Consider the following 21,949-nt stretch of genomic DNA (forward strand, 5'->3'; position numbering starts at 1 on the left):
TCGACACGAGCATTACTGCTCTTCATCCAGTTGCAGCGCGACATACAGCAACAGCCGATCGTCAAAGTTGCCCAGATCCAGTCCGGTCAGTTCGGATATACGGTTTAACCGGTATTCCAGCGTATTGCGATGTACAAACAGCGCCTTGGCGGTCGCTCCCGGCTGCACATTGTTGCGAAACCAGGCGTTAAGGGTACGGCGCAACAGGCCATTGCTGTCCATCGCCTTCAGCCTGGCCAGCGGACGCACCAGTTCGTTGGCCTGCCAGCCGCCGCGCAGACTATCGAGCAGCACCGGCAGCATCAGATCCTGATAGAAGTAACTGCGCTGCGCCGGCATTCGCTGTTTGCCGACGCTCATGGTGGTTCGGGCGGTACGATAGGAACGCGCGATGCTGCCGGGACCGGTGAAATAGTTGCCCAGCGCCACCCGCACCCGTAACCGGCTGCTCTCTTCCATACGCGACAACAGCGTGTCGACGCGGCGACGATGCTCTTCCGCATCCCAGCGGCCGTGGTTGTTCAGCGCTGGTTTCAGCACCACCATCTCCGTCAGCGAGACAATCGCAATCAGATTGTTGCGCTCCGGCGTGGTCAGCAACGTCTGCAATTGCTGTAATTCGGCCATCGCGCTGTCCACCCCTAGCTGACCGCTATCGACCTCCACTACCGCCGCCACACGCGGCTGATTGAGGTCGATGCCGAGGCGCTGCGCCCATTCCATCAGCGCCGGCGACAGATCATCGGTACGGATCAGGTTCAGCACCAGTTCTTCCCGCAAACGGCTGTCCTGCGCCAGCATGTGCAGCAATCGCGCCTGCTCCAGCATCATCTCGGCCGTCATGCACACCAGTTCGCCGTACTGGCGCAACTGACCAGGGTTGCCGGTCAGGCCAATCACGCCGACGATTTCGCCGTCGATTTTCAGCGGCAGGTTGATGCCCGGCCGGACGCCGTGCAGATGCCGCGCCACCGCGTCATCAATATCCACCACCCGTCCCTGCGACAGCACCAGCAGCGCGCCTTCATGCAATTCCCCAATACGTTCCCGATCGCCGCTGCCGATAATCCGCCCACGCGCGTCCATCACATTGATATTACTATCAATGATTTTCATGGTGCGCGCGACGATCTCCTGTGCCAGTTTGTTATTCAGGTGGTATGACGCCATTTCAACCTCAAGGGATAGAGACAACCGCACCAGCATAACGCCGGGTATCGCGTCATACATTGTGCAAATGAACAAAAACCGGGGAATCACACAGAATCTGTGGAAGAACTCACAAAACAGGCGGGAAATGGCATGGCCGGATGTCGAAGCGCCCGGTCATGCCCATAGTCAGGTTATTGAATCAACAGGTAGAGATCGCTGTTGCCGCGTCGAATGCTCAGTGCCAGCACCGGAGGTTTACTGTCGATGATTTTGCGCAGCTCGCCAATATTTTCTACCGGCTGCTGGTTCACGCCGAGGATGACGTCATCAGGCTTCAGGCCGATTTTCGCCGCCGCGGAATCCGGTTTCACCTTATCAACCTTGATGCCCTTCTGACCGTTGATCTGGGTATTGCTCAACTCAGCCCCTTCGATCGCGGAATTCAGGTTGCCGGACGACACCTGCGATTGCGTGCTCTGTTGCAGGGTCACCTCCACCGTCACCGGTTTCCCTTCACGAATCAGCCCCAGCGCCAGTTTGCTGCCCACCGGCAGCGACCCAATCTGGGCACGCAGGGCAGAGAAGCTACTGATAGGCTTGCCGTTCATCGACACAATCACATCGCCGGCCTTGATACCGGCTCTGGCGGCGGCGGAATCCGGCTGCACCTGGCTAACGAACGCCCCGCGCTGGGCATCCACTTTCATGGCTTTAGCGATATCGGAATTCAGCTCAGTGCCCAAAATCCCCAGTTCGCCGCGTTTGACCTCACCGTATTCGACAATCTGGCTGACCAGGTTTTTCACGATATTACTGGGAATGGCGAAACCAATGCCGATGTTGCCGCCGCCCGGCGCGAGGATCGCGGTATTCAGGCCAATCAGTTCGCCATTCAGGTTGACCAGCGCGCCGCCGGAGTTACCGCGGTTGATGGCGGCGTCGGTCTGGATAAAGTCTTCATAGTTTTCAATATTCAACCCGCTGCGACCCAGCGCGGAGATAATCCCGGAGGTAGCGGTTTCCCCCAGCCCATAAGGGTTGCCGATCGCCACCGCGTAATCCCCCACGCGGAGTTGATCGGAGTCCGCCATCTTAATTTCGGTCAGGTTACGGAAATCCTTCAATTGGATCAGCGCCACATCCGAGCGTGGATCCTTACCGATGACCTTGGCGTCGAACTTGCGGCCGTCACTGAGGCGAACCTGAATCTTGTCGGCGTTTTCTACTACGTGGTTGTTGGTCACCACATACCCTTTGGCCGCATTGATAACCACCCCGGCGCCCAGCGCCTGGAATGCCTGCTGCGGCGCGCCGTCCCCATCGCCCTCGTCATCGTCGCCTTCGCCCTGACACATCGGCGAAGACTGGAAAGGCGAGCCTTCCTGACAGAAGGGCGAGTTTTCGCCGAAGAAAGGCTGCATTTGCGGCGGTGCGCTGGCGCCGCGGCTGGCGGTGGTATGTCCTTCAACAGAAATATTGACCACCGACGGCATCACCTTTTCCAGCATCGGCGCCAGGCTGGGCAACTGCGCGCCGGACGCAGACACCGATTCTGCGGCGGCGGCGGTACCCGGCAGCGTCCCCACGGCCATCGCCAGACTTAATGCCAGCGCGCTCAGCATCAATGATTTTCTTTTCATAGCGATATGTCTCACATTCAGTCAACGTGCAAACTCTGACGGCTACCTTCAGCGGTCAGGTGGAATGAAATCACTATGCGCAGCAGCGCACGCTCTGTGCAAGATGGTGAAGAGTAAGGAAATATTGACCGTATTTACAAAACATTCCCTCTCGTCAACCGCTCTCAATCCACCGCCATCAGCCGACGGTATTCATCGTAGGCGTATAAGTCGGTCATCCCGCTGATGTAATCGAGAATCAGCCGGGCGCGGTAGTAATACTCCCACACCTCCTGTTCGGCGTCGGCTAATGCCGACAAGGCGCAAGTCGCCTCGCGGTAGGCGTGGCAATGCTTACTGGAAAGCTTGTGGTACAACCGGGTTTCGATCGGATAGCGCTTGTGGGTATCGTCATTCACCAACTGGCAAAAATCGCGGTACGGCATGTTCAGCAACGGACTGTAGATCTCCAGCAGGCCGCTGATGATGCGATCGCCCTGCAGTTCCAGTTGTTCAACTTCGTGGTGATTAAAAACGAACTTTCTGGCGACATCTTTAAAGATCTTTAATAACCGCCCGTAGTCGTCCTTGTCCTCTTCCAGCAACGAACGGTTAAAGCTACCGTCATAAATCGCCGGCAAGTGCTCAATAAAACGCCGCGTCACGTATCCCACCATCGTGTTGACCGTGTTCACGCGCAGTTTCATGAAAAACTGGTCACTCTCGCTACGCCCTTGCATATGCTGCCGTTCGGTGTACGCCCGTTCGATAGTACGGCTGAACACGTCCTTCTCCGCCCGCGCTCCCCAGGCGTCCTCCAGCCGCTCGTACAGTTGCTGGTAAGTCACGATCTTCTTCTCCACCGCATCTTCCAGATCGGCGATGCAATAGGAGATATCATCCGCCGCTTCCATAATGTAGGTCAGCGGATGACGGTGAAACTCGCCCATCCCCAGCTCGCTGCGCAGTTGCCGGACAAACGCCTCTTCCGACAGGTAAAACCCGGCTTTTTTCATCAGGTAGCTGTAATCGGGCGGGATGGGCTGCGCCCAATAGGCGGGTTTGGTGTATTTCAAAATGCAGCCGACCTGGGCATAGGTCAGATTAAGCTTGAGCAGCGAATGCACTAAGCGGATCGCCTGGGCATTGCCTTCGAAATTGCTCAGATCATGGCGGATACGGCTACGCAGCGCGTTCAGTTCCGCGTCTCCCTCGTCATCCAGCCGCAGGCAGGCCACCTGACAGGGATCTTCGCTGGTGCCCGGCGGTTTACCTTCCGGCTCCAGCCGCTGACTGAACCAGTTATTGATCGCCGCCTCGCCGAAATGCCCGAACGGCGGATTGCCGATGTCATGCATCAGGCAGGCCATTTCGATCAGACTTTCAAACGGCGTTTCCAGCGTTGCCAGCCCCAGCGCGCCCAATTGCCCGTTTTTGCGCAGTTGCCCGAGGATTTCCTTGGCGATATAGCGCCCGACCTGCTGCACCTCCATCGAGTGCGTCAGACGGGAACGTACGGCGGCGTTGCGCTCCAACGGGAAAACCTGGGTTTTTTGCTGTAGCCGACGGATGGCGGCGGAATTGATGATACGCCCGCGGTCGCTTTCGAACTCCCTCTCGATGGCGTAGGCATCTTTTTTGTCTTTCGGTTTACTGAAAGGCCGCTGAAAACTGATTTTCTTCGAAAAATCGATATCAGACATACTGCTCTCCATGTAATGCCCTGATTAGGCGGTGCCCCGCGCCTGAACGTCGTACCGCGGGCGTTGATGCCAACAGGCGGGGCGCCAACTCAGTCATAGCACGTCCCCGGCGGGGGCACAATCGCTGCACGGCCTAAGCCGTGATAGACTAGAGGGTGTTGACAAACAGCCGGGTGGTTTGGCGGACGGGGATATCTGTCTGAATCAGTGAATGATTTCATGCGGGATAAACGGTGTCATTAATTAAGGTGTTTGTCAGCAATCTGCCAGACGGCATATTTTTGTTATTTCGGACAAATCGGTGGGGAACCCTATGAAAGTTGGCATTATTGGCGCAATGGAACAAGAAGTGACGCTGTTGAGAGAACAGATCCAGAACCGCCAGACCTTCCAGCGCGCGGGCTGCGAGATCTACAGCGGCCAGTTGCACGGCGTGGAGATCGCGCTGCTGAAATCCGGCATCGGCAAAGTATCGGCCGCGCTGGGCACCACGCTGCTGCTGGAACACTGCCAGCCGGACGTGGTGATCAATACCGGTTCCGCCGGCGGTCTGGCGTCTTCACTCAAGGTGGGCGATATCGTGGTGTCCGACGAAGTGCGCTACCACGACGCCGATGTTACCGCATTTGGCTACGAACCCGGCCAGATGGCGGGTTGCCCGGCCTCGTTTACCGCCGATGAAAAACTGATCGCGCTGGCGCAGGGCGCCATCGGCCAGTTGCAGTTGAACGCCGTTCGCGGGCTGGTGGTGAGCGGCGACGCCTTTATCAACGGTAAAGAGCCGCTGGCGCGTATCCGTCAGACCTTCCCGCAGGCGATCGCTGTGGAAATGGAGGCCACCGCCATCGGCCATGTCTGCCATCAGTTTGGCGTACCGTTTGTGGTCGTGCGCGCCATTTCCGACGTGGCGGATCAGGAATCACACCTCAGCTTTGACGAATTCCTGGCGACCGCCGCCAAACAATCCACCCGCATGGTGGAAACCATGCTGCAGTCACTGGCGCAACAGCGCTAATCCATCCCAAACCGGGGTCACGGCCCCGGTAGCTTAACGGGAGACGCTTTTTGAAGCCCTGGTATTTTCACGCTCTGTGCTGTCTGGCGCTGCTGTGGCTCGTCCCCTGTCGGGCGGAGCCGGTGGCGCAGCGCGTCGTCAGTTTGGCGCCGCACGCCACCGAAATGGCGTTTGCCGCCGGGATGGGCGAGCGGCTGGTGGGCGTCAGCGCCTGGTCCAACTATCCGCCCGAAGCCGGGCGCATCGAGCAGGTCGCCAACTGGCAGGGCATCAATCTGGAACGTATTCTGGCGCTGAAACCGGATCTGGTACTGGCCTGGCGAGAGGGCAACGCCCAGCGGCCGCTGGAGCAACTGGCGTCATTCGGCATCCGCATCCTGTACCTCGATCCGGCCACGCTCGACGACATTCCGCGCCAGTTGGAGATGCTGGCGCAGTACAGCCCGCATCCGGAACAGGCGCGGGAAGCGGCGCAGCGATTCCGCCAGCAGCAACAGACGCTGGCGCAGCAGTACGGGCAGAGCACGCCGGTGCGGGTGTTCCTGCAATTCGGCAGTCAGCCGCTATTTACCTCATCGCGCGCGACGCTGCAAAGCCAGGTGGTCAGCCTGTGCGGCGGCGACAACGTATTCGCCGACAGCCCAATGCCCTGGCCGCAGGTGAGCCGCGAGCAGGTTATCCGGCGTCAGCCGCAGGTCATCGTCATCAGCGGGCCGCCCGGCGCGGCGGAGCAGGTTACGGCATTCTGGCGACCGCAACTGAACCCCGAGGTGATCGCAGTCAACGAAGACTGGTTTAGCCGCACCGGCCCGCGGTTGATGCTCGCCGCAGAGCAACTGTGCCGGCAATTCGCCGCATGGCGGCGCTGACGCGCTGTCGGCTACGCATAAAAAAACCCGTGCGCCGGTCAGGCCACGGGTTTTTCTTAACGCCAAATGCCGTCAGATGCTGAAAGAGGAACCGCAGCCGCAGGTGGTTTTCGCGTTCGGGTTGGTCACCACAAAGCGGGAGCCCTCCAGCCCTTCAGTGTAATCCACCGAACCGCCGATCAGATATTGCAGGCTCATCGGGTCGACCACCAGGGATACCCCTTGCTTTTCAATGGTCATATCACCGTCGTTAACCTGATCGTCAAAGGTAAAACCGTACTGGAAGCCGCTACAGCCGCCGCCAGTGATGTAAACCCGAAGTTTCAGTTCCGGATTATCTTCATCAGCAATCAGGAGTTTCACCTTGTTAGCCGCCGCATCCGTAAACTGCAGGGGCAGTGCTACATCATCGCTCATTTTTTTACTCCCAATTCAATACCGGGCGGTATTCAACAGCCCTCGTTATCGTTTTATTATCCAACAGCACCCGGCAACGTTCAAGATTTGATACCGACGTTCGGCGCGACGACGGAGGCTTCCTGCTGCGCCTGACGTGCCAACGTGCGCGCCAGAATACAGGAATAAAGCGGCTTGCCGCCGAGAAACTGCGCCACCAGCGTAGCGCCGAGGCAGGTGATGATCATGGGCAAAATCAGTTGGTAGTTATCGGTCATCTCCAGCACCAGTACGATGCCGGTCAACGGCGCGCGGACAGACGCGGCGAACAGCGCCCCCATGCCCGCTACGGCAAACGTACCTGCCCCCAACTCCCAGGCCGGAAACACATGCGCACACACCATGCCGAACGCCGCGCCCAGCAACGTGCCCAGCGACAGCATCGGTGCAAAGATGCCGCCCGGCGCGCCTGAGCAGAAGCAGAGCAACGTCATGCCCACCCGCGCCAGAAAAATCGTCAGCAACATCCCTACGCCATAGTGTTCCGCCGCCGCAATCGGGATCAGCGCAAAACCGCCGCCGGTCGCGTCGCTGAACGCCAGCGTCATCAGCCCGGACACACCGCCTGCCGCCAGCCCGACCAGCAGAAAACGCGGCATTGAATGGCTGTGGAAACGCAGGAAACGCGCCTGCGCCCCCAGCACCAGCGCATTGAATAAGACCCCCACCGCGCCGAATAAAATACCCAGCAGCAAATACAGCCACAGCGTACCGACCGGCGCGGACGGCAGCCGGCCGACATCGATCACCGCCTGATCGCCCTCCAGCAAGCGATAAACCACACTGGCCATGATCACGCCGATAAACACCGCCTTGATGGAAATCAGGCTGTAACGAAACTGCGGGCGCATCTCCTCGATGATGAACAGAATCCCGGCCAGCGGCGCATTAAAGGCTGCCGATAATCCCGCCGCTGCGCCGGTCGCCAGCAGCGAATGGCGCATTTCCGTTTTCCGCCCTGGGAACAGATCGGCCACCATGCCGCCGATATTGCCGCCCAGTTGCACCGTCGGCCCTTCCCGCCCCAGCACCATGCCTGCGCCCAGCGTTCCCATACCGCCGAAGAATTTCACCGGTAACACCCGCCACCAGCGCACCGGGCGCAAATCTTCCAGCGCGCCTTCGATTTCCGGAATGCCGGAACCACCCGCCTCCGGCGCGAACCGCCGTACCAACCAGTAGCCGATCGCCGCCAGCAAGGCTGATATCAGGATACTCAGCGGCCACACCCAATCGCTCGCCGACAAGGCCGACAGCGAAGTCAGCCGCCAATGTTGCACCACATTGACCGCCTGATTGAATCCCACGCCGACCAAACCAACCAGCGTGCCGGTCAGGGCAGCCATCATCAGGATATACACCGGTGTTTTATCGCGGCAAACGAGTTGTCGGATAGCGGCGCTGCGTACCGCAGCCGGTAAAGAAAAGGAAGAAGGCATGACAGCAATATCAGGGTTAGCATGACGGACAAGGCGACCATTCTAGTCCCGTATCCGCCGCCTTGCCCAGCCTGAATCCCGGCCACTGCGGCCTAAAATGTGTCTGACGATTTCATAACGTGGGTCAGAACATTAGAATGGACGCCACTCGCTATGCAAATCCAATCAGGAAGCCGCAATGAATAAATCTGAAAGTCTGTATGCCGCCGCCCGTCAACTGATTCCCGGGGGAGTCAACTCGCCGGTGCGCGCATTTAACGGCGTAGGCGGCGTGCCGCTGTTCATCGAACGTGCGCAAGGCGCCAGACTCTACGACGCGGATGGCAAATCTTATATCGATTATGTCGGCTCCTGGGGGCCGATGATTCTGGGCCACAACCATCCCGCCATTCGTCAGGCGGTGATCGAGGCGGCTGAGCGCGGCCTGAGTTTTGGCGCGCCCACCGAAATGGAAGTCAATATGGCGCGGCTGGTCACGTCGCTGGTGCCAGGCATGGAGATGGTGCGCATGGTTAACTCCGGCACCGAAGCCACCATGAGTGCCATCCGTCTGGCGCGCGGGTTCACCGGCCGCGACAAAATCATCAAATTCGAGGGCTGCTATCACGGCCACGCCGACTGCCTGCTGGTGAAAGCGGGTTCCGGCGCGCTGACGCTGGGGCAACCCAATTCTCCCGGCGTACCGGCCGATTTCGCCCGCCATACCCTGACCTGCACCTACAACGATCTGGCCTCGGTGCGCGCCGCGTTCGAACAATACCCGCAGGACATCGCCGCGATTATCGTCGAACCGGTGGCCGGCAACATGAACTGCATTCCGCCGCTGCCGGATTTCCTGCCGGGGCTGCGTGCGCTGTGCGATGAATTCGGCGCGCTGCTGATCATCGATGAAGTGATGACCGGCTTTCGCGTGGCGCTGGGCGGCGCGCAGGCGTACTACGGCGTGCGTCCTGACCTCACCTGCCTCGGCAAGATTATCGGCGGCGGTATGCCGGTGGGCGCGTTTGGCGGCCGCCGCGACGTCATGGAAGCGCTGGCGCCGACCGGTCCGGTGTATCAGGCGGGTACGCTGTCCGGCAACCCGATTGCTATGGCCGCCGGTTTCGCCTGCCTGAGCGAAGTCGCCAAGCCCGGCGTCCACCAGAAACTGACCGAACTGACCACTCAACTGGCGGACGGCCTGCTGGCGGCGGCGAAAACGCAGCGGATCCCGCTGGTGGTGAACCATGTCGGCGCGATGTTCGGGATTTTCTTTACCGATGCCGATCGGGTGACCTGCTATCAGGATGTGGTGAAGTGTGATGTGGAACGGTTCAAACGTTTCTTCCACCTGATGCTGGAAGAAGGCGTCTATCTGGCGCCGTCGGCGTTCGAAGCTGGATTCATGTCGCTGGCGCACAGTCAGCAGGATATTGAGCACACCGTTGACGCCGCCCGTCGCTGCTTCGCCAAACTGTAAGCGCTATCTCCCTGTAAACGCTATCTTCCTGTGCCGGTGGGACCTTCCCCACCGGCTATTCCTTCCCGCTTTACCGCGCCTGACGGCGCAGCAGCCAGATAAAATAGGGCGCGCCAATGAAGGTCGCCAGTAAACCGGCAGGAATCTGATTTGGGAACAACAGCATCCGGCCGCACCAGTCGGCCAGCACCATTAAACCACCGCCGACCAGCGCCGAGCAGGCCAACTGCGGGATCACGCGATTGAACCCCAGCATGCGCGCCATGTGCGGCGCCATCAGCCCGACAAAACTCATCGGCCCCACCGTCATGGTCGCCACCGCCGTTAATACCGCGGCCAGCAACAGAATCAGCAAGCGCACCGGCGTCACCGCTACCCCCAACGACCGGGTCGTGGTCACACCCAACGGCAGCATGCGCAGCCAACGCTGACACAGCGGTACCACCAGCAGCGCCAGCAGCGCCACCGCCGCAGACGTCATCGCCTGCGCGCCGGTCACCTGATAGGTCGAGCCGGACAGCCAGGTCAGCAGGCTTCCGCCGCGAGGATCGCCGCTGGCCAGCAGCAGGCTGATCAACGTGGTAAACGCGGTGCCCAGCGCAATCCCTACCAACAGCATGCGTTGCGTCGAAAAACCGCCGCGCCCGGCCACCATCATGATCAGCAGCAGCGTGACCGCAGCCCCGAACGTACCGGCCGGCAGCATCCAGTCCGTGACGTTGCCCGTCACCAGAAACAGCAACGCCACCACGCTAAACGCCGCGCCGGCGCTGATCCCCAGCACTTCCGGACTGCCCATCGGGTTACCGGTTAAACGCTGAATCAGGCTACCGGCCATCGCCAGCATCACACCCGCGGTCAGCGCCGCCGTCACCCGCGGCCAACGCCAGGGCAACAGCGCCGAGAACTCCTGGCCGCTAGCCCAGTACCAACCGGCGGGTTCGCGCCCCAGAGACAGCGCCACCGCTACCACCGCCAGCAGCAAAACCAGCCCCGCCAACCACCATCCGCCCCAGTTGGCGCGTTCGGTCAGCGCTTTCTGCCCGTCCTGCAGCACCGGCGGCGCGGTAGAGCGCAAACGCGGCAGCAGCCACAACAACAATGGCGCGCCAATCAACGCAGTGGCGGCGCCGGTCGGCACCTCACGCCAGACGCCCGCCAGCCACAGTAAGATCTGATCGGTCAGTGTCAGCAGCAACGCGCCCAATAACGGCGACAGCCACAGACGTTGCCCCAATCGGCGCGCGCCCAGCATTTTCGCCATCAGCGGCGCAAACAGGCCGATAAACCCGATGATGCCGGCGGCGTTGACCCACTGCGCGCTGAGGAAAATCGCCAGCAATAATGTGCCGACGCGGGCTACTGACAGGCTCAGCCCCAGATTGCGGGCAACGCCGTCATCCAGCCCCAGCAACGTCAGCGGACGCGCCAGCAATAGCGTCAACACGACACCGACGACCAGCACCGGCAGCACCCGCATTACGCTCTGCCAGTCTTGCTGATTGAGCGAACCGCTGCTCCACAGAAACAGGTTGGTCAATTGCTCGTAGTGAAACAGCGCCAGCAGTTGCGTGACGGCGCTGCAATACAAACTCAGCACCAGCCCGGCCAGAATCAACGTGACCGGCGACAGGCGCTTGCCCCAGGCTACGCCAAACACCAGCGCGCCCACCAGCAACGCGCCCGCCATCGCCGCCAGTTGCGACGTCAGCCAGCCGCCGGGCAACGCCCACAGCGTCGCCGCCGTCAGCCCCAACTGCGCGCCGCTCGCCACCCCGAGCGTTGACGGCTCGGCCAGCGGATTACGCAACACCTGCTGAAACAACACGCCCACCAGCCCCAGCCCGGCGCCGATCAGCAGCGCCAGCGTCAGGCGCGGCAGTAGGCTGTAATGGAACAGCAACTGACGCAGATCGGCGACATCGGGCGACAGCGCGCCCTGCCGCCATAGCGCCAGCGGCAACTGCTGACGCAGATTATAGAACGCCATCAGGATAGCCAGCAGCGACAGCGCCGCCACTACCCCCGCCAGCAAACCGGACTTCGACGCACGCGTTGGCATATTCACGGCATTCTCCACGGTCATGTCAGCCGCTCCATCGCCCCGTCCAGCAGACGGCAGAAACGCATCGCCGACAGGGTGGCGCCATACAGCCAGACAGCCTCGGCACGCTGCCAGCGCTGGTCACGAACAAACGGCAGCGACTGCCAGACAGGATTAGCGCTGACCCGCGACATCAACCCATCGTTGCCATGTTCGAAGCAAATGGCATTGGCATGACCGACTGACGCCAGTTGTTCCATGCCAATCACCGTACTGCCCCAGAAATTGGTGCTGCCCTGCCAGGCGTTTTCAATGCCAAGCTGATCCAGCACGTCCTGAAACAGGCTGTTTTTTCCCACCACCAGCACATGACGATCATCCAGCACCGAAAACAGCAACAGCGGACGGCGGGTATAGGGCTGCAATCTGACGCGGGCTTCCGCCATAAACTGATCGAACGCCGTCAGATGACGTTCAGCGGCGGCGTTCATCTCCAGACGTTCCGCCAGCGTCGTCAGCGACTGTCTTGCGACCTGCAACGGCTTACCGTTACCGTCGCTAAACGCAAAGCCCAGTGACGGCGCAATGCGCTCAAGCTGTTCCGCCGCCGGGCCATACCCCGTCGAATAAAGCAGCAGCGAAGGATTGAGCCGCGTCAGTAGTTCGAGATTGGGTTCGGTGCGCAGGCCGACATCCACTACGCTGGCCGGCAACGCCGGCGCTTGCACCCACAGGCGGTAGTTGTGGATATCCGCCACGCCCATAGGCATGACGCCCAGCGCCATCAATAGTTCTACCGGCAACCATTCCAGCGCCACGATGCGCTGGCTATCCACCGCGGCAGCGTGGGTACTAAAAGGAGAAAACCACGGGGCAACCAGCATTGCCGCCAGCAGACGGCGCCGGAGCGCATCCGGTTTGTTCGGGCTACCCATCATCTTGTTCAGCATACGACACTCATTCAACACACAAAACTGACCGGCGTCCCTTCGACCGGATGGGGCAACACCCCCATCGGGATGCCGTAAATAGCCTGCAGCACCTCCGCCTGCATCAGCGCCTGCGGCGTTCCCTGCGCCACTACCCGCCCCTGACGCAGCGCCACCAGTTCGTCGCAGTAACGCGCCGCCATGTTGATGTCGTGCAACACGGCAATCACCGTAAGACCGCGTTGCTGGCTCATCCGCCGGATCAGCGACAGTACCTCCACCTGATGGGCGATATCCAGCGCCGACGTCGGTTCGTCCAGCAGCAGACAGCGGCTGTCCTGCGCCACAGTCATCGCCAGCCAGGCGCGTTGCCGCTCGCCGCCGGACAGGCTGTCCACCAGTCGGTGGGCAAAGGGCGACAGCCCCACCAGTTCAATGGCGTCATCCACTTTCTGCTGGTCGGCCGGTGCAAAACGCCCCAGCGCGCCGTGCCACGGGTAGCGACCAACCGCCACCAGTTCGCGCACCGTCATGCCGTCGGCGGCGGGCAATTGCTGCGGCAGATAGGCAACCTGGCGGGCGAACGCCTTACCGCCCCATTCCAGCAGCGGTTTTTCCGCCAGCCACGCCGAACCGCCGGAAGGCGCCTGATGGCGTCCCAGCATTTTCAACAGGGTGGATTTGCCGGACCCGTTATGACCGAGCAAGCCGCAGACTTTTCCCGCGGGAAAAGTCAGTGTCAGCGGATGCAGCAGTACCCGGTCAGCCACGGAAAAGCTGACCTCGTTCAGCCGGAAGGTGATCTCCGGCGGCATCATAGCTTTTTGCATCATGAAGTTCGTGCGTTGAAGGTATTCGGTTCGTCCGCCAGTTATCACGGCGGGCGAATATGAAAACGATAATGATTCTTATAAAGATTGAATGATAGGCGTAAGCCGAGGCTATCCGCAACCGATTTAGACGCGGGCGCATGAAATACGGGCGCCGGGAAAATAGCGGAGGAAGGAAGGAAGGAAGGAAGGAAGGAAGGAAGGAAGGAAGGAAGGAAGCACGCCCGGCGAACCGGGCGTGGGTATTGACATATCGTTAGGCGTTTACTGCCCGAACATCTGCTTAATCCAGTCGGGAACGCTGCCGCCTTCCTGCTGATTTTGTTGTGGCTGACCGTTCGGCGAATTGGCCGGCTGCTGCACCGCTTGCTGGCTGGCCTGGCACAACGCCTGCGGGTTATCCGTCCACACCGGCAATGCCCGACCGGCGCTGCCGTTACAGATAAAGTTGCCGCTGCCGTCCACCGTCATGGTGGTAATGCCTTCCGGCGGCGTCAGCATCAGCGGCAACGGCGTCTGGTTTTCCAGATAGCGGCGATAAATAGTCAGCGCGCCGTTGGCGCCGGTCAGTTTCGCCGGGCCATTGTTGTCGCGGCCAACCCAGGTGATCACCACTTCCTTGCCGTCGACGCCGGCAAACCAGCTGTCGCGCAGGTCGTTGGTGGTACCGGTTTTCCCCGCCAGGTGGTAATTACCGAACTTCACCGTCAGCGAACGCGAGGTGCCGCGTTCCACCACCTGTTGCATACCGTACAGCGTCAGGTAGGCGGCCTGTGACGGCACGGCCCGTTCAGCCTGCGGGAAGCTCTGATACAGCACTTTGCCGTCTTCGGCGATCACCGAACGCAGCGCAGAGAGCGACGCGCGGTTACCGCCGCTGGCGATAGTCTGGTATTCCTGCGCCACTTCCATCGGCGTCAGGCTGATAGCGCCGAGCAGCATCGCCGGCACTGCCTGAATCTGGTTCTGCGGGATCCCCAGCTTCTGCAATGTATCGCTGACCTGATCCAGACCGACCGCCATCCCCAGATTGACCGTCGGCACGTTGAGCGAGTTCGCCAGCGCGTCCACCAGCATCACCCGACCGCGGAATTCGCGATCGTAGTTTTTCGGTTCCCAAATCGTACCGTTCGGCTGTTTGAGCGAAATCGGCTCATCCGCCAGAATGGTGTTGAGGCGATAGCGATCCGGCATGCTGAGCGCCGTCAGGTAAGTCGGCGGTTTCGCCAGCGAACCGACCGAACGGCGCGCCTGCATGGCGCGGTTGAAACCGGCGAACTGCGCGTCGGAACCGCCCACCATCGCCCGAATCTCGCCGCTAAAGCGATCGACAATCACCATCGCCGATTCCAGATCCTTGACGCCGCGCGCCGCGCGCAGCGCCGGAATGCCGTCTTCCACCGCTTTTTCCGCCGCATCCTGCGACACCGGATCCAGCGTAGTGAAGATTTTCACCCCGGACAGATCGTTCGCCTTGTCGCCCAGGCGTTGTTGCAGCTCCTGGCGCACCATCTGCATGAACGCCGGCTGCGGGCTGATCACCCCGCCTTTCGGCTGAACCCCCAGCGGACGGGCGCTCAGCATGTTGTAAAGATCTTCGTCGATGACCTGCTGGTTCTGCAGCAATTTCAGCACCAGGTTACGACGCTCCAGCGTCACCTGCGGGTTGCGCCACGGGTTATAGAGCGACGCCCCTTTCACCATCCCCACCAGCATCGCCTGCTGGTCAAGGCTCAGCTCGTTTACCGGCCGCCCGAAATAGTAAAGGCTGGCCAGCGGAAAACCGCGGATCTGATCGTTGCCGCTCTGACCGAGGTACACCTCGTTCAGATACAGCTCCAGAATGCGATCCTTGCTGTAGCGGTAATCCATGATCAACGCCATATAGGCTTCGTTGGCTTTACGCCATAACGAGCGTTCGTTGGTCAGGAACAGGTTTTTCACCAGCTGCTGGGTTAGCGTACTGCCGCCCTGCACCGCCCGCCCCGCCGTCAGGTTGGCGATCAGCGCACGGCCGATGGAGTAGAAACTGATGCCGTCATGCTCGTAGAAATGGCGGTCTTCGGTGGCGATCAGCGTTTGCACCAGCAGGTCGGGAAAACCGGAACGCTGCACAAACAGTCGCTGTTCGCCGTTCGGCGACTGCAACATGGTGATCAGTTTCGGATCGAGCCGGAAGAAACCGAAATTGCGCTGATTATCCATGTTCTGGATCTGCGATAACCGGTCGCTGCTGAAGATCATTTTGGCGTGGATTTGGCCTTCCTTGCCGTCCGGAAAGTCGAAAGGACGCCGCTGGATTTCGATGCTGTTGGCCTGTACCGTGAATTCGCCCGGCCGGGTAATGCGGCTGACCTCGCGGTATTGCATGCCTTCCAGCAAATTGACCATCTCTTTCTTGCTGTAGGCCATACCCGGTTCGAGGTTGACCATGCGGCCATACACCGCCGCCGGCAGTTGCCACACTTTGCCGTCGATACGACTGCGAATTTCCCCGTCGAGGTAAACGCCATAAATCGACATCACCACCACGAAAATCAGGAATAGCCGGATCAGCAACCCTAGCCAGCGGCGCTTCTTACGCGGCCGCTTGCTCATGACTTCTTCCTCGTCATCCTCATCGTCGTCATAGTCTTCTTCGTACTCTTCTTCATAATCGTCGTCGTAGTCATCATCCCTGCGACGGCGAGTCGCTTGCCTGCGAGGGGGAGTTTGTCGTGACGCACTACGTTTGCGCCCGATAGGTTCGCGGTCATCCCGAGACATTACAGTGACATCTCCATCAGGTTACTGACGGCCGTCGGATTGCCCGCCGTGGCCGTCTACTCTGTGTCTCCCACGCTGCGCAAGGAAGGGGGAAACATCTGAAATTAGGTATTCTGGTATTTTCTGGTGCGCCGGGTCGGCGCCGTATTCGCCGGATCGTCCGGCCAGACATGCTTGGGATAGCGCCCTTTCATTTCTTTCTGCACTTCCCGGTAGGCGCCGTTCCAGAACGCCGCCAGATCGCGGGTGATCTGCAACGGCCGCATCGCCGGAGACAGCAGTTCCAGCACCAGCGCCACCCGCCCTTCAGCCAGCAACGGGCTGGCCTGTTCGCCGAACATCTCCTGCAGCCGCACCGCCAGCACCGGCGGCTGATCAGCATCATAACGGATCGGCAAACGACTGCCGCCGGGCACAGTGTAATGGCTGGGCAGCGCGCTATCCAGCCGCTGGCGCTGCGACCAGTCGAGCAAACGCCACAGCGCTTCGCTCAGGTTGATCTGATTAAGCGTGCGACGATCCCGCACGCCGTTGAGCGACGGCAGCAACCATAACTCCAGCGACCCTAGCAGGGCGGCGTCATCCACCGCCGGCCACGCCACCTCCGGCAACCACTGCCGGGCGCACAGCAACCGCTGGCGCAGCTGCAACGCCGGTTCGTCCCAGTTCAACACCGACAGCCCTTGCTCACGCAACCAGTTAAGCATCGCCTGCTGCAACGCCTCGTCCGACGGTTTAGCTAATGGCCGCGACGACAGCGTCAGGCTACCGATCTGCGTTCGCAGGCTGGCGCGCAGGGTACCTTTTTCTTCGTCCCAGTGCATCAGATTCTGTTCTGTCACCAGTTCCGGTCGCTGCCGCGCCAGTTGGTCGATATCAATCGGCAGCGCCAGTAAAATACGGGCGTCGGCGCTGTGCGGGCTTTGCATGAGAACCGGGGCCAGCAGCCATTCCGACGCCGCCAGCGCCTCTTCCGGCGGCAGACTGGCTCCGGACCCGTTCGCCAGTTGATAGCGCCCATCCTGACCACGCCGCCGGGCGATGCGATCCGCGAATCCCGCCGACAACAACCCTGCGGCCAGACTTTCATTCACTTTGCCTGACGTCTTGCCGGCACGGCGCGCCAGCTGTTGCGCCCGGCGCTGCCAATGGCCGGCGGGACGATGCAGGGCGTCGGACAGATTCGGCGACCCGGCGCGCGGCGGCTCTTCGATGATCGCCGCCAGCAACGCCGCCGTCGCCAGCGCATCCGCATCCTGCCCGGCGGCATGCAACATCGCCGCCAGCCGCGGATCGCTGCCCAGCGCCGCCATCTTACGCCCGTCCGCCGTCAGCCGTTGTTGCGCATCGCACATGCCCAGTTGCGCCAGCAAACGGTCCGCCGCCAGCAATGCGGGTTGAGGCGGCGTATCCAGCCAACAGAGCTGCGCGACGTCGTTGCAGCCCCACTGCAGCAGGTCCAGCCGCACCCCGGACAGATCGCTGTGCAGAATTTCCGGCTCGCTTTGCGCCGCAGCGCGTTCAGCCTGCTCGCGGGCGAACAGATGCCAGCACACGCCCGGCTCCAGTCGCCCGGCGCGTCCGGCGCGCTGCACCATCGATGCCTGGCTGATACGCTGCGTCGTCAGGCGAGTCAGCCCGGTTTTGACATCAAACAGCGCCACCCGCTCCAGACCACAATCCACCACCACCCGAATACCTTCGATGGTCAGGCTGGTTTCCGCGATGTTGGTCGCCAGCACTATTTTGCGCCGCCCGGCGGCGGCCGGCAGAATCGCTTTCTGTTGCTCCGCCAGCGTCAGCGCGCCGTACAGCGGGCAGATATCCGCCTCCGCCGGCACCGCGTTTTCCAGTAGCGTCTGCAACCGTTTGATTTCCGCCACGCCCGGCAAAAATACCAGCAATGAACCGGTTTCGTCCTGCAACAGACGGTAAACGAGCCGGGCCGTCGCCTCCTCCAGCCGCTCCTGCGAGCCAATCGGCTGGTAATGCCGTTCCACTGGCCAGGAGCGCCCTTGCGACGACACGCTGAGCGATTGCGGTAATAAAGAAGAGAGCCGGGAATTATCCAGCGTGGCGGACATGATCAGCAGCTTGAGATCATCGCGCAGCCCCTGCTGGACATCCAGCAGCAGCGCCAGCGCCAGATCGGCCTGCAAACTGCGCTCGTGAAATTCGTCCAGCATTACCAGCGAAACGCCATCCAGCGCCGGATCATGTTGCAGCATCCGGGTCAGAATGCCTTCCGTCACCACTTCCAGCCGGGTCTGGCTGCTAACCCGACTTTCCGAACGCATGCGGTAACCGACGGTCTGCCCCGGCGTTTCCCCCAGCCACTCCGCCAGCCGGAAAGCCACGCTTTTAGCCGCCAGCCGACGCGGCTCCAGCATAATAATGCGGCCGGGAAGCCCGCCCTGCTGTAACAGTTGCAACGGCAACCAGGTGGACTTTCCTGCGCCGGTCGGGGCATGCAGCAACACCTGCGGCGCGGTATGCAACGCCTGGATGACGTCATCCAGTACGGCGCTGACGGGGGGTAGACTCACACAACTCTCCGTAATCATGGCTGAATCCGGCGGCACAGCAATACAGCACAACAACTGCAACACTAGCCGGACGTTATCTAAAGACATTATCTCAATAAATAGAAAAGCGGCGCGCCGGCCGGCGTCTGAACACGGCGAATAGCGGAACGCAACCTTAACTTTATGCGGCGGGCATTGTAGCATCGGAACCCCGCAGAACGGAGAGATTGCCATGACCCCGACCCGCCGCCTGTTTTTTGCCTTGTCGTTGCCGGACGCGATCGGCCAGCAGATCGTACACTGGCGCGCCGCGCAATTCGCTCCCGAAGCCGGGCGTCCGGTGGCGGCAGCCAACCTGCACCTGACGCTGGCATTCCTCGGCGAGGTCAGCGACGCCAAAATGCAGGTTTTGCAGACGCTGGCCGGCCGTATCCGCCAGCCGGCGTTTACCCTGACTCTGAACGACGCCGGCCACTGGCCCCGACCTGGCGTGGTGTGGCTCGGTTGTCGTCAGGCGCCGCGAGGATTGCTGCAACTGGCGGATATGTTACGCTCGCAGGCGGCGCGTAACGGTTGTTATCAACCCCCTCAGCCGTTTCATCCGCATATCACGCTGCTGCGCGGCGCCACCCGCCCGGTGCCGGTGCCGGCCGCCACGTTCGGCTGGACGGTGCCGGTCGAGCGTTTTTTTCTGTACGAATCGCGCGCCGACGCGGGGCGAACCCATTATCACCCCATCGCCCACTGGCCGCTGCTGACTTCCTGAGAGACATCATTCATGCAATTTTCCCCACGCCTGCAACCCGCCACGCTGCTCAAACGTTACAAACGATTTCTGGCGGATGTGGTGACTCCTGACGGGAAAACCCTGACGCTGCACTGCCCCAATACCGGCGCGATGACCGGCTGCGGCGCGCCGGGCGATACCGTCTGGTACTCCACTTCGGATAACCCGAAACGCAAGTACCCCCATACCTGGGAACTGACGCAAACCACGCAGGGACACTGGATCGGCGTAAATACCCTGCGCGCCAATCAGTTGGTGCTTGAGGCGCTGCACGCAGGCCGGCTGGCCGATTTCACAGGTTACACCACTATCCGCGCCGAAGTGCGCTATGGTTCGGAAAACAGCAGGATAGATGTGTTATTGCAGGCAGAGGACCGGGCGGACTGCTATATTGAAGTCAAATCCGTCACATTATTGCAACACGGATGTGGTTACTTTCCCGATGCGGTAACGCTCAGAGGGCAAAAGCATCTGCGGGAACTGCAACAGGTGGCGGCGCAGGGTCGTCGTGCCGTATTGTGTTTCGCCGCGCTGCACTCCGGCATCGACCGGATTTCGCCGGCGCAACACATTGACCGACATTACGCCGAATTATTACAACTATCCCGGCAGCAGGGGGTTGAAATTCTGTGTTACGGTGCCCATATCACCCCTGATGGCATGACGCTGGGGCAATTGTTACCGTTTCAATAACGTGACGACAGCGAGCTAATTCTGCCGCACGTTATGTATTATCTGATGGGATTATGCCGTTTCTCACACTTTGTCAGGCCGGTGTCGGGAATCATTGCCAACCTAACCTCCATCTGTTATTTATAGCGGCCTGTTTTTCCCCCCTGGGGGAGTCGATACTGCGTGTCGTGTTTATGTAGGAGAAGCAACATGCAAGAAGGGCAAAACCGTAAGACATCCTCTCTGAGCATTCTCGCGATTGCCGGAGTGGAGCCGTACCAGGAGAAGCCGGGCGAAGAATACATGAACGACGCTCAGCTGGCTCATTTCAGGCGAATTCTTGAAGCATGGCGCAATCAACTCAGGGACGAAGTCGATCGAACCGTATCGCACATGCAGGATGAAGCCGCTAACTTCCCGGACCCGGTAGACCGTGCCGCTCAGGAAGAAGAATTCAGCCTTGAACTGCGCAACCGCGATCGCGAGCGTAAGCTGATCAAGAAGATTGCCAAAACATTGCAGAAAATCGAAGACGAGGACTTTGGCTATTGCGAGTCCTGCGGCGTGGAAATCGGTATCCGTCGTCTGGAAGCCCGCCCCACCGCCGATTTGTGCATTGACTGCAAAACGCTGGCCGAAATCCGCGAAAAGCAGATGGCCGGATGATATCAGCCCGGCGGGAGAGCAAACGCCCTACCGCCGGGTTTTCGCTTGTTATGACCAGTCAGCATCACCTTCAACCGGCATGATGTCGCCGTATGCCTGAATCACGCCCTTACGTCGGACGTTTTGCGCCTTCTCCGTCTGGCGATCTCCACTTTGGTTCCCTGATTGCCGCACTGGGCAGCTATCTGCAGGCCCGCGCCTGCCGCGGACGCTGGCTGGTGCGTATCGAGGATATCGATCCGCCGCGCGAAGTGCCCGGCGCCGCCGCACGCATTCTCCGCCAACTGGAACAGTATGGCCTGCTCTGGGACGGCGACGTGGTGTACCAGTCCCGCCGCCACGATCTTTACCGCGCGGTGCTGGCCGACCTGCAGCGTCAGGGGAAATGCTACTACTGTACCTGTACCCGGCAACGCATCCAGCAGATTGGCGGCCACTATGACGGTCACTGCCGCGATCGCGGCCTGCCGTCCAATCAGGCGGCGTTGCGCCTGCGCCAAAGCCAGCCGGTTCTCAGCTTTCACGATCGCTTGCGCGGGCAGATTGATGCCGACCCGATGCTGGCGCGAGAAGACTTTATTATCCATCGCCGCGATGGCCTGTTTGCCTACAATCTGGCCGTCGTGGTCGACGACCACGATCAGGGCGTCACCGAAATCGTACGCGGCGCGGACCTGATCGAACCGACGGTGCGCCAGTTATCGCTGTACCACCAGCTGGATTATCCGGCTCCGGCCTACGTACATCTGCCGCTGGCGCTCAATTGCGACGGCAATAAGCTCTCCAAGCAGAACCATGCTCCGGCGCTACCGGATGGCGATCCTCGGGCCGTGCTGGCACAGGCGCTGGCTTTTTTGCGCCAGCCATTGCCTGCGCACTGGCGGGACCTCGATCGGGACGCGTTGCTCGCGTGGGCCGTCGCGCACTGGTCGCTGGCTACGGTCCCTGTCGAAGCCGCTCTTACATCGCCGGAAATAACATCAGCATTCTCAAAGGGCTGAGGGTGAGCTATGATTAG

General features: G+C 60.7%; 17 protein-coding genes. 7 read left to right on the forward strand and 10 right to left on the reverse strand.

All coding sequences use genetic code 11. The features are described 5' to 3' along the window. Positions 1-12 precede the first annotated feature (12 nt). The 3 genes from DXXMK7_RS15720 to dgt form a co-directional block, all read right to left on the reverse strand. Positions 13-1,170 carry a CdaR family transcriptional regulator gene (locus DXXMK7_RS15720; RefSeq protein WP_038666661.1) on the reverse strand — a complete coding sequence of 386 codons (1,158 nt, stop codon included), beginning with the start codon at positions 1,168-1,170 and terminating at the stop codon, positions 13-15. Between the two features lie 173 nt (positions 1,171-1,343). Next, the gene (gene degP, locus DXXMK7_RS15725; protein WP_038919905.1) at positions 1,344-2,792 is read right to left on the reverse strand and encodes a serine endoprotease DegP; all 1,449 of its coding nucleotides are present in this window, start codon (positions 2,790-2,792) and stop codon (positions 1,344-1,346) included. A 164-nt stretch (positions 2,793-2,956) separates the two neighbouring features. Further along, positions 2,957-4,474 carry a dGTPase gene (dgt, locus tag DXXMK7_RS15730; protein WP_038919906.1) on the reverse strand — a complete coding sequence of 506 codons (1,518 nt, stop codon included), beginning with the start codon at positions 4,472-4,474 and terminating at the stop codon, positions 2,957-2,959. A 313-nt stretch (positions 4,475-4,787) separates the two neighbouring features. Here dgt and mtnN point away from each other — a divergent pair, with 313 nt between their 5' ends. Together mtnN and btuF are read left to right on the forward strand one after the other, a co-directional pair. Continuing rightward, on the forward strand, positions 4,788-5,489 hold the full coding sequence (mtnN, locus tag DXXMK7_RS15735) for a 5'-methylthioadenosine/S-adenosylhomocysteine nucleosidase (RefSeq protein WP_038919907.1): 702 nt from the start codon (positions 4,788-4,790) through the stop codon (positions 5,487-5,489). 50 nt (positions 5,490-5,539) lie between these two features. After that, a complete protein-coding gene (gene btuF / locus DXXMK7_RS15740) occupies positions 5,540-6,358 on the forward strand; it encodes a vitamin B12 ABC transporter substrate-binding protein BtuF (RefSeq protein ID WP_038919908.1) in 819 nt (272 codons plus the stop codon). A gap of 72 nt (positions 6,359-6,430) precedes the next feature. On the opposite strand, the gene erpA is transcribed toward btuF, so the two are convergent. Continuing rightward, a complete protein-coding gene (gene erpA, locus DXXMK7_RS15745) occupies positions 6,431-6,775 on the reverse strand; it encodes an iron-sulfur cluster insertion protein ErpA (RefSeq protein ID WP_038666648.1) in 345 nt (114 codons plus the stop codon). An 80-nt stretch (positions 6,776-6,855) separates the two neighbouring features. Next, positions 6,856-8,253 carry a H(+)/Cl(-) exchange transporter ClcA gene (gene clcA / locus DXXMK7_RS15750; RefSeq protein WP_038919909.1) on the reverse strand — a complete coding sequence of 466 codons (1,398 nt, stop codon included), beginning with the start codon at positions 8,251-8,253 and terminating at the stop codon, positions 6,856-6,858. Between the two features lie 178 nt (positions 8,254-8,431). On the opposite strand from clcA, the gene hemL reads away from it, so the two are divergent. Further along, positions 8,432-9,712 carry a glutamate-1-semialdehyde 2,1-aminomutase gene (hemL, locus tag DXXMK7_RS15755; protein ID WP_038919910.1) on the forward strand — a complete coding sequence of 427 codons (1,281 nt, stop codon included), beginning with the start codon at positions 8,432-8,434 and terminating at the stop codon, positions 9,710-9,712. Between the two features lie 70 nt (positions 9,713-9,782). Here the strand turns inward: hemL and fhuB are convergent, their stop codons facing one another. The 5 genes from fhuB to hrpB all read right to left on the reverse strand — a co-directional run bounded on the left by fhuB (position 9,783) and on the right by hrpB (position 18,827). Beyond that, on the reverse strand, positions 9,783-11,798 hold the full coding sequence (gene fhuB, locus DXXMK7_RS15760) for a Fe(3+)-hydroxamate ABC transporter permease FhuB (RefSeq protein WP_123130511.1): 2,016 nt from the start codon (positions 11,796-11,798) through the stop codon (positions 9,783-9,785). Then, positions 11,795-12,706 (reverse strand): Fe(3+)-hydroxamate ABC transporter substrate-binding protein FhuD, encoded by a 912-nt coding sequence (fhuD, locus tag DXXMK7_RS15765; RefSeq protein ID WP_038919911.1) that lies wholly within the window; start codon positions 12,704-12,706, stop codon positions 11,795-11,797. The genes fhuB and fhuD overlap by 4 nt, the downstream gene beginning before the upstream one ends. 11 nt (positions 12,707-12,717) lie before the next feature. Then, the gene (gene fhuC, locus DXXMK7_RS15770; protein ID WP_038669366.1) at positions 12,718-13,515 is read right to left on the reverse strand and encodes a Fe3+-hydroxamate ABC transporter ATP-binding protein FhuC; all 798 of its coding nucleotides are present in this window, start codon (positions 13,513-13,515) and stop codon (positions 12,718-12,720) included. A gap of 264 nt (positions 13,516-13,779) precedes the next feature. After that, positions 13,780-16,281, reverse strand: coding sequence for a bifunctional glycosyl transferase/transpeptidase (gene mrcB / locus DXXMK7_RS15775; protein ID WP_038919912.1), 2,502 nt, complete (start codon positions 16,279-16,281; stop codon positions 13,780-13,782). A 104-nt stretch (positions 16,282-16,385) separates the two neighbouring features. After that, entirely contained in the window at positions 16,386-18,827 is a 2,442-nt protein-coding gene (gene hrpB, locus DXXMK7_RS15780) for an ATP-dependent helicase HrpB (RefSeq protein WP_038919913.1), read from the reverse strand. A gap of 211 nt (positions 18,828-19,038) precedes the next feature. Here hrpB and thpR point away from each other — a divergent pair, with 211 nt between their 5' ends. The 4 genes from thpR to gluQRS all read left to right on the forward strand — a co-directional run bounded on the left by thpR (position 19,039) and on the right by gluQRS (position 21,932). Continuing rightward, on the forward strand, positions 19,039-19,572 hold the full coding sequence (thpR, locus tag DXXMK7_RS15785; protein ID WP_038666628.1) for an RNA 2',3'-cyclic phosphodiesterase: 534 nt from the start codon (positions 19,039-19,041) through the stop codon (positions 19,570-19,572). Between the two features lie 12 nt (positions 19,573-19,584). Next, positions 19,585-20,286, forward strand: a complete 702-nt coding sequence (gene sfsA, locus DXXMK7_RS15790; RefSeq protein WP_038919914.1) for a DNA/RNA nuclease SfsA — start codon at positions 19,585-19,587, stop codon at positions 20,284-20,286. Positions 20,287-20,475: 189 nt separating this feature from the next. After that, positions 20,476-20,931, forward strand: coding sequence for an RNA polymerase-binding protein DksA (gene dksA, locus DXXMK7_RS15795; RefSeq protein WP_012768782.1), 456 nt, complete (start codon positions 20,476-20,478; stop codon positions 20,929-20,931). Positions 20,932-21,023: 92 nt separating this feature from the next. After that, positions 21,024-21,932 carry a tRNA glutamyl-Q(34) synthetase GluQRS gene (gluQRS, locus tag DXXMK7_RS15800; RefSeq protein WP_038919915.1) on the forward strand — a complete coding sequence of 303 codons (909 nt, stop codon included), beginning with the start codon at positions 21,024-21,026 and terminating at the stop codon, positions 21,930-21,932. Positions 21,933-21,949 lie beyond the last annotated feature (17 nt).

Origin of the sequence: Dickeya sp. MK7 (genome assembly GCF_000406305.1) — a bacterium.
GTDB lineage: Bacteria > Pseudomonadota > Gammaproteobacteria > Enterobacterales > Enterobacteriaceae > Dickeya > Dickeya fangzhongdai.

What these genes read in the sequence shown, in the direction of transcription:
- DXXMK7_RS15720 (WP_038666661.1), bottom strand. Translation starts at nt 1,170, where the DNA reads ATGGCGTCATACCACCTGAATAACAAACTGGCACAGGAGATCGTCGCG.
- degP (WP_038919905.1), bottom strand. Translation starts at nt 2,792, where the DNA reads ATGAAAAGAAAATCATTGATGCTGAGCGCGCTGGCATTAAGTCTGGCG.
- dgt (WP_038919906.1), bottom strand. Translation starts at nt 4,474, where the DNA reads ATGTCTGATATCGATTTTTCGAAGAAAATCAGTTTTCAGCGGCCTTTC.
- mtnN (WP_038919907.1), top strand. Translation starts at nt 4,788, where the DNA reads ATGAAAGTTGGCATTATTGGCGCAATGGAACAAGAAGTGACGCTGTTG.
- erpA (WP_038666648.1), bottom strand. Translation starts at nt 6,775, where the DNA reads ATGAGCGATGATGTAGCACTGCCCCTGCAGTTTACGGATGCGGCGGCT.
- clcA (WP_038919909.1), bottom strand. Translation starts at nt 8,253, where the DNA reads ATGCCTTCTTCCTTTTCTTTACCGGCTGCGGTACGCAGCGCCGCTATC.
- hemL (WP_038919910.1), top strand. Translation starts at nt 8,432, where the DNA reads ATGAATAAATCTGAAAGTCTGTATGCCGCCGCCCGTCAACTGATTCCC.
- fhuB (WP_123130511.1), bottom strand. Translation starts at nt 11,798, where the DNA reads ATGACCGTGGAGAATGCCGTGAATATGCCAACGCGTGCGTCGAAGTCC.
- fhuD (WP_038919911.1), bottom strand. Translation starts at nt 12,706, where the DNA reads ATGCTGAACAAGATGATGGGTAGCCCGAACAAACCGGATGCGCTCCGG.
- fhuC (WP_038669366.1), bottom strand. Translation starts at nt 13,515, where the DNA reads ATGCAAAAAGCTATGATGCCGCCGGAGATCACCTTCCGGCTGAACGAG.
- mrcB (WP_038919912.1), bottom strand. Translation starts at nt 16,281, where the DNA reads ATGTCTCGGGATGACCGCGAACCTATCGGGCGCAAACGTAGTGCGTCA.
- thpR (WP_038666628.1), top strand. Translation starts at nt 19,039, where the DNA reads ATGACCCCGACCCGCCGCCTGTTTTTTGCCTTGTCGTTGCCGGACGCG.
- sfsA (WP_038919914.1), top strand. Translation starts at nt 19,585, where the DNA reads ATGCAATTTTCCCCACGCCTGCAACCCGCCACGCTGCTCAAACGTTAC.
- dksA (WP_012768782.1), top strand. Translation starts at nt 20,476, where the DNA reads ATGCAAGAAGGGCAAAACCGTAAGACATCCTCTCTGAGCATTCTCGCG.
- gluQRS (WP_038919915.1), top strand. Translation starts at nt 21,024, where the DNA reads ATGCCTGAATCACGCCCTTACGTCGGACGTTTTGCGCCTTCTCCGTCT.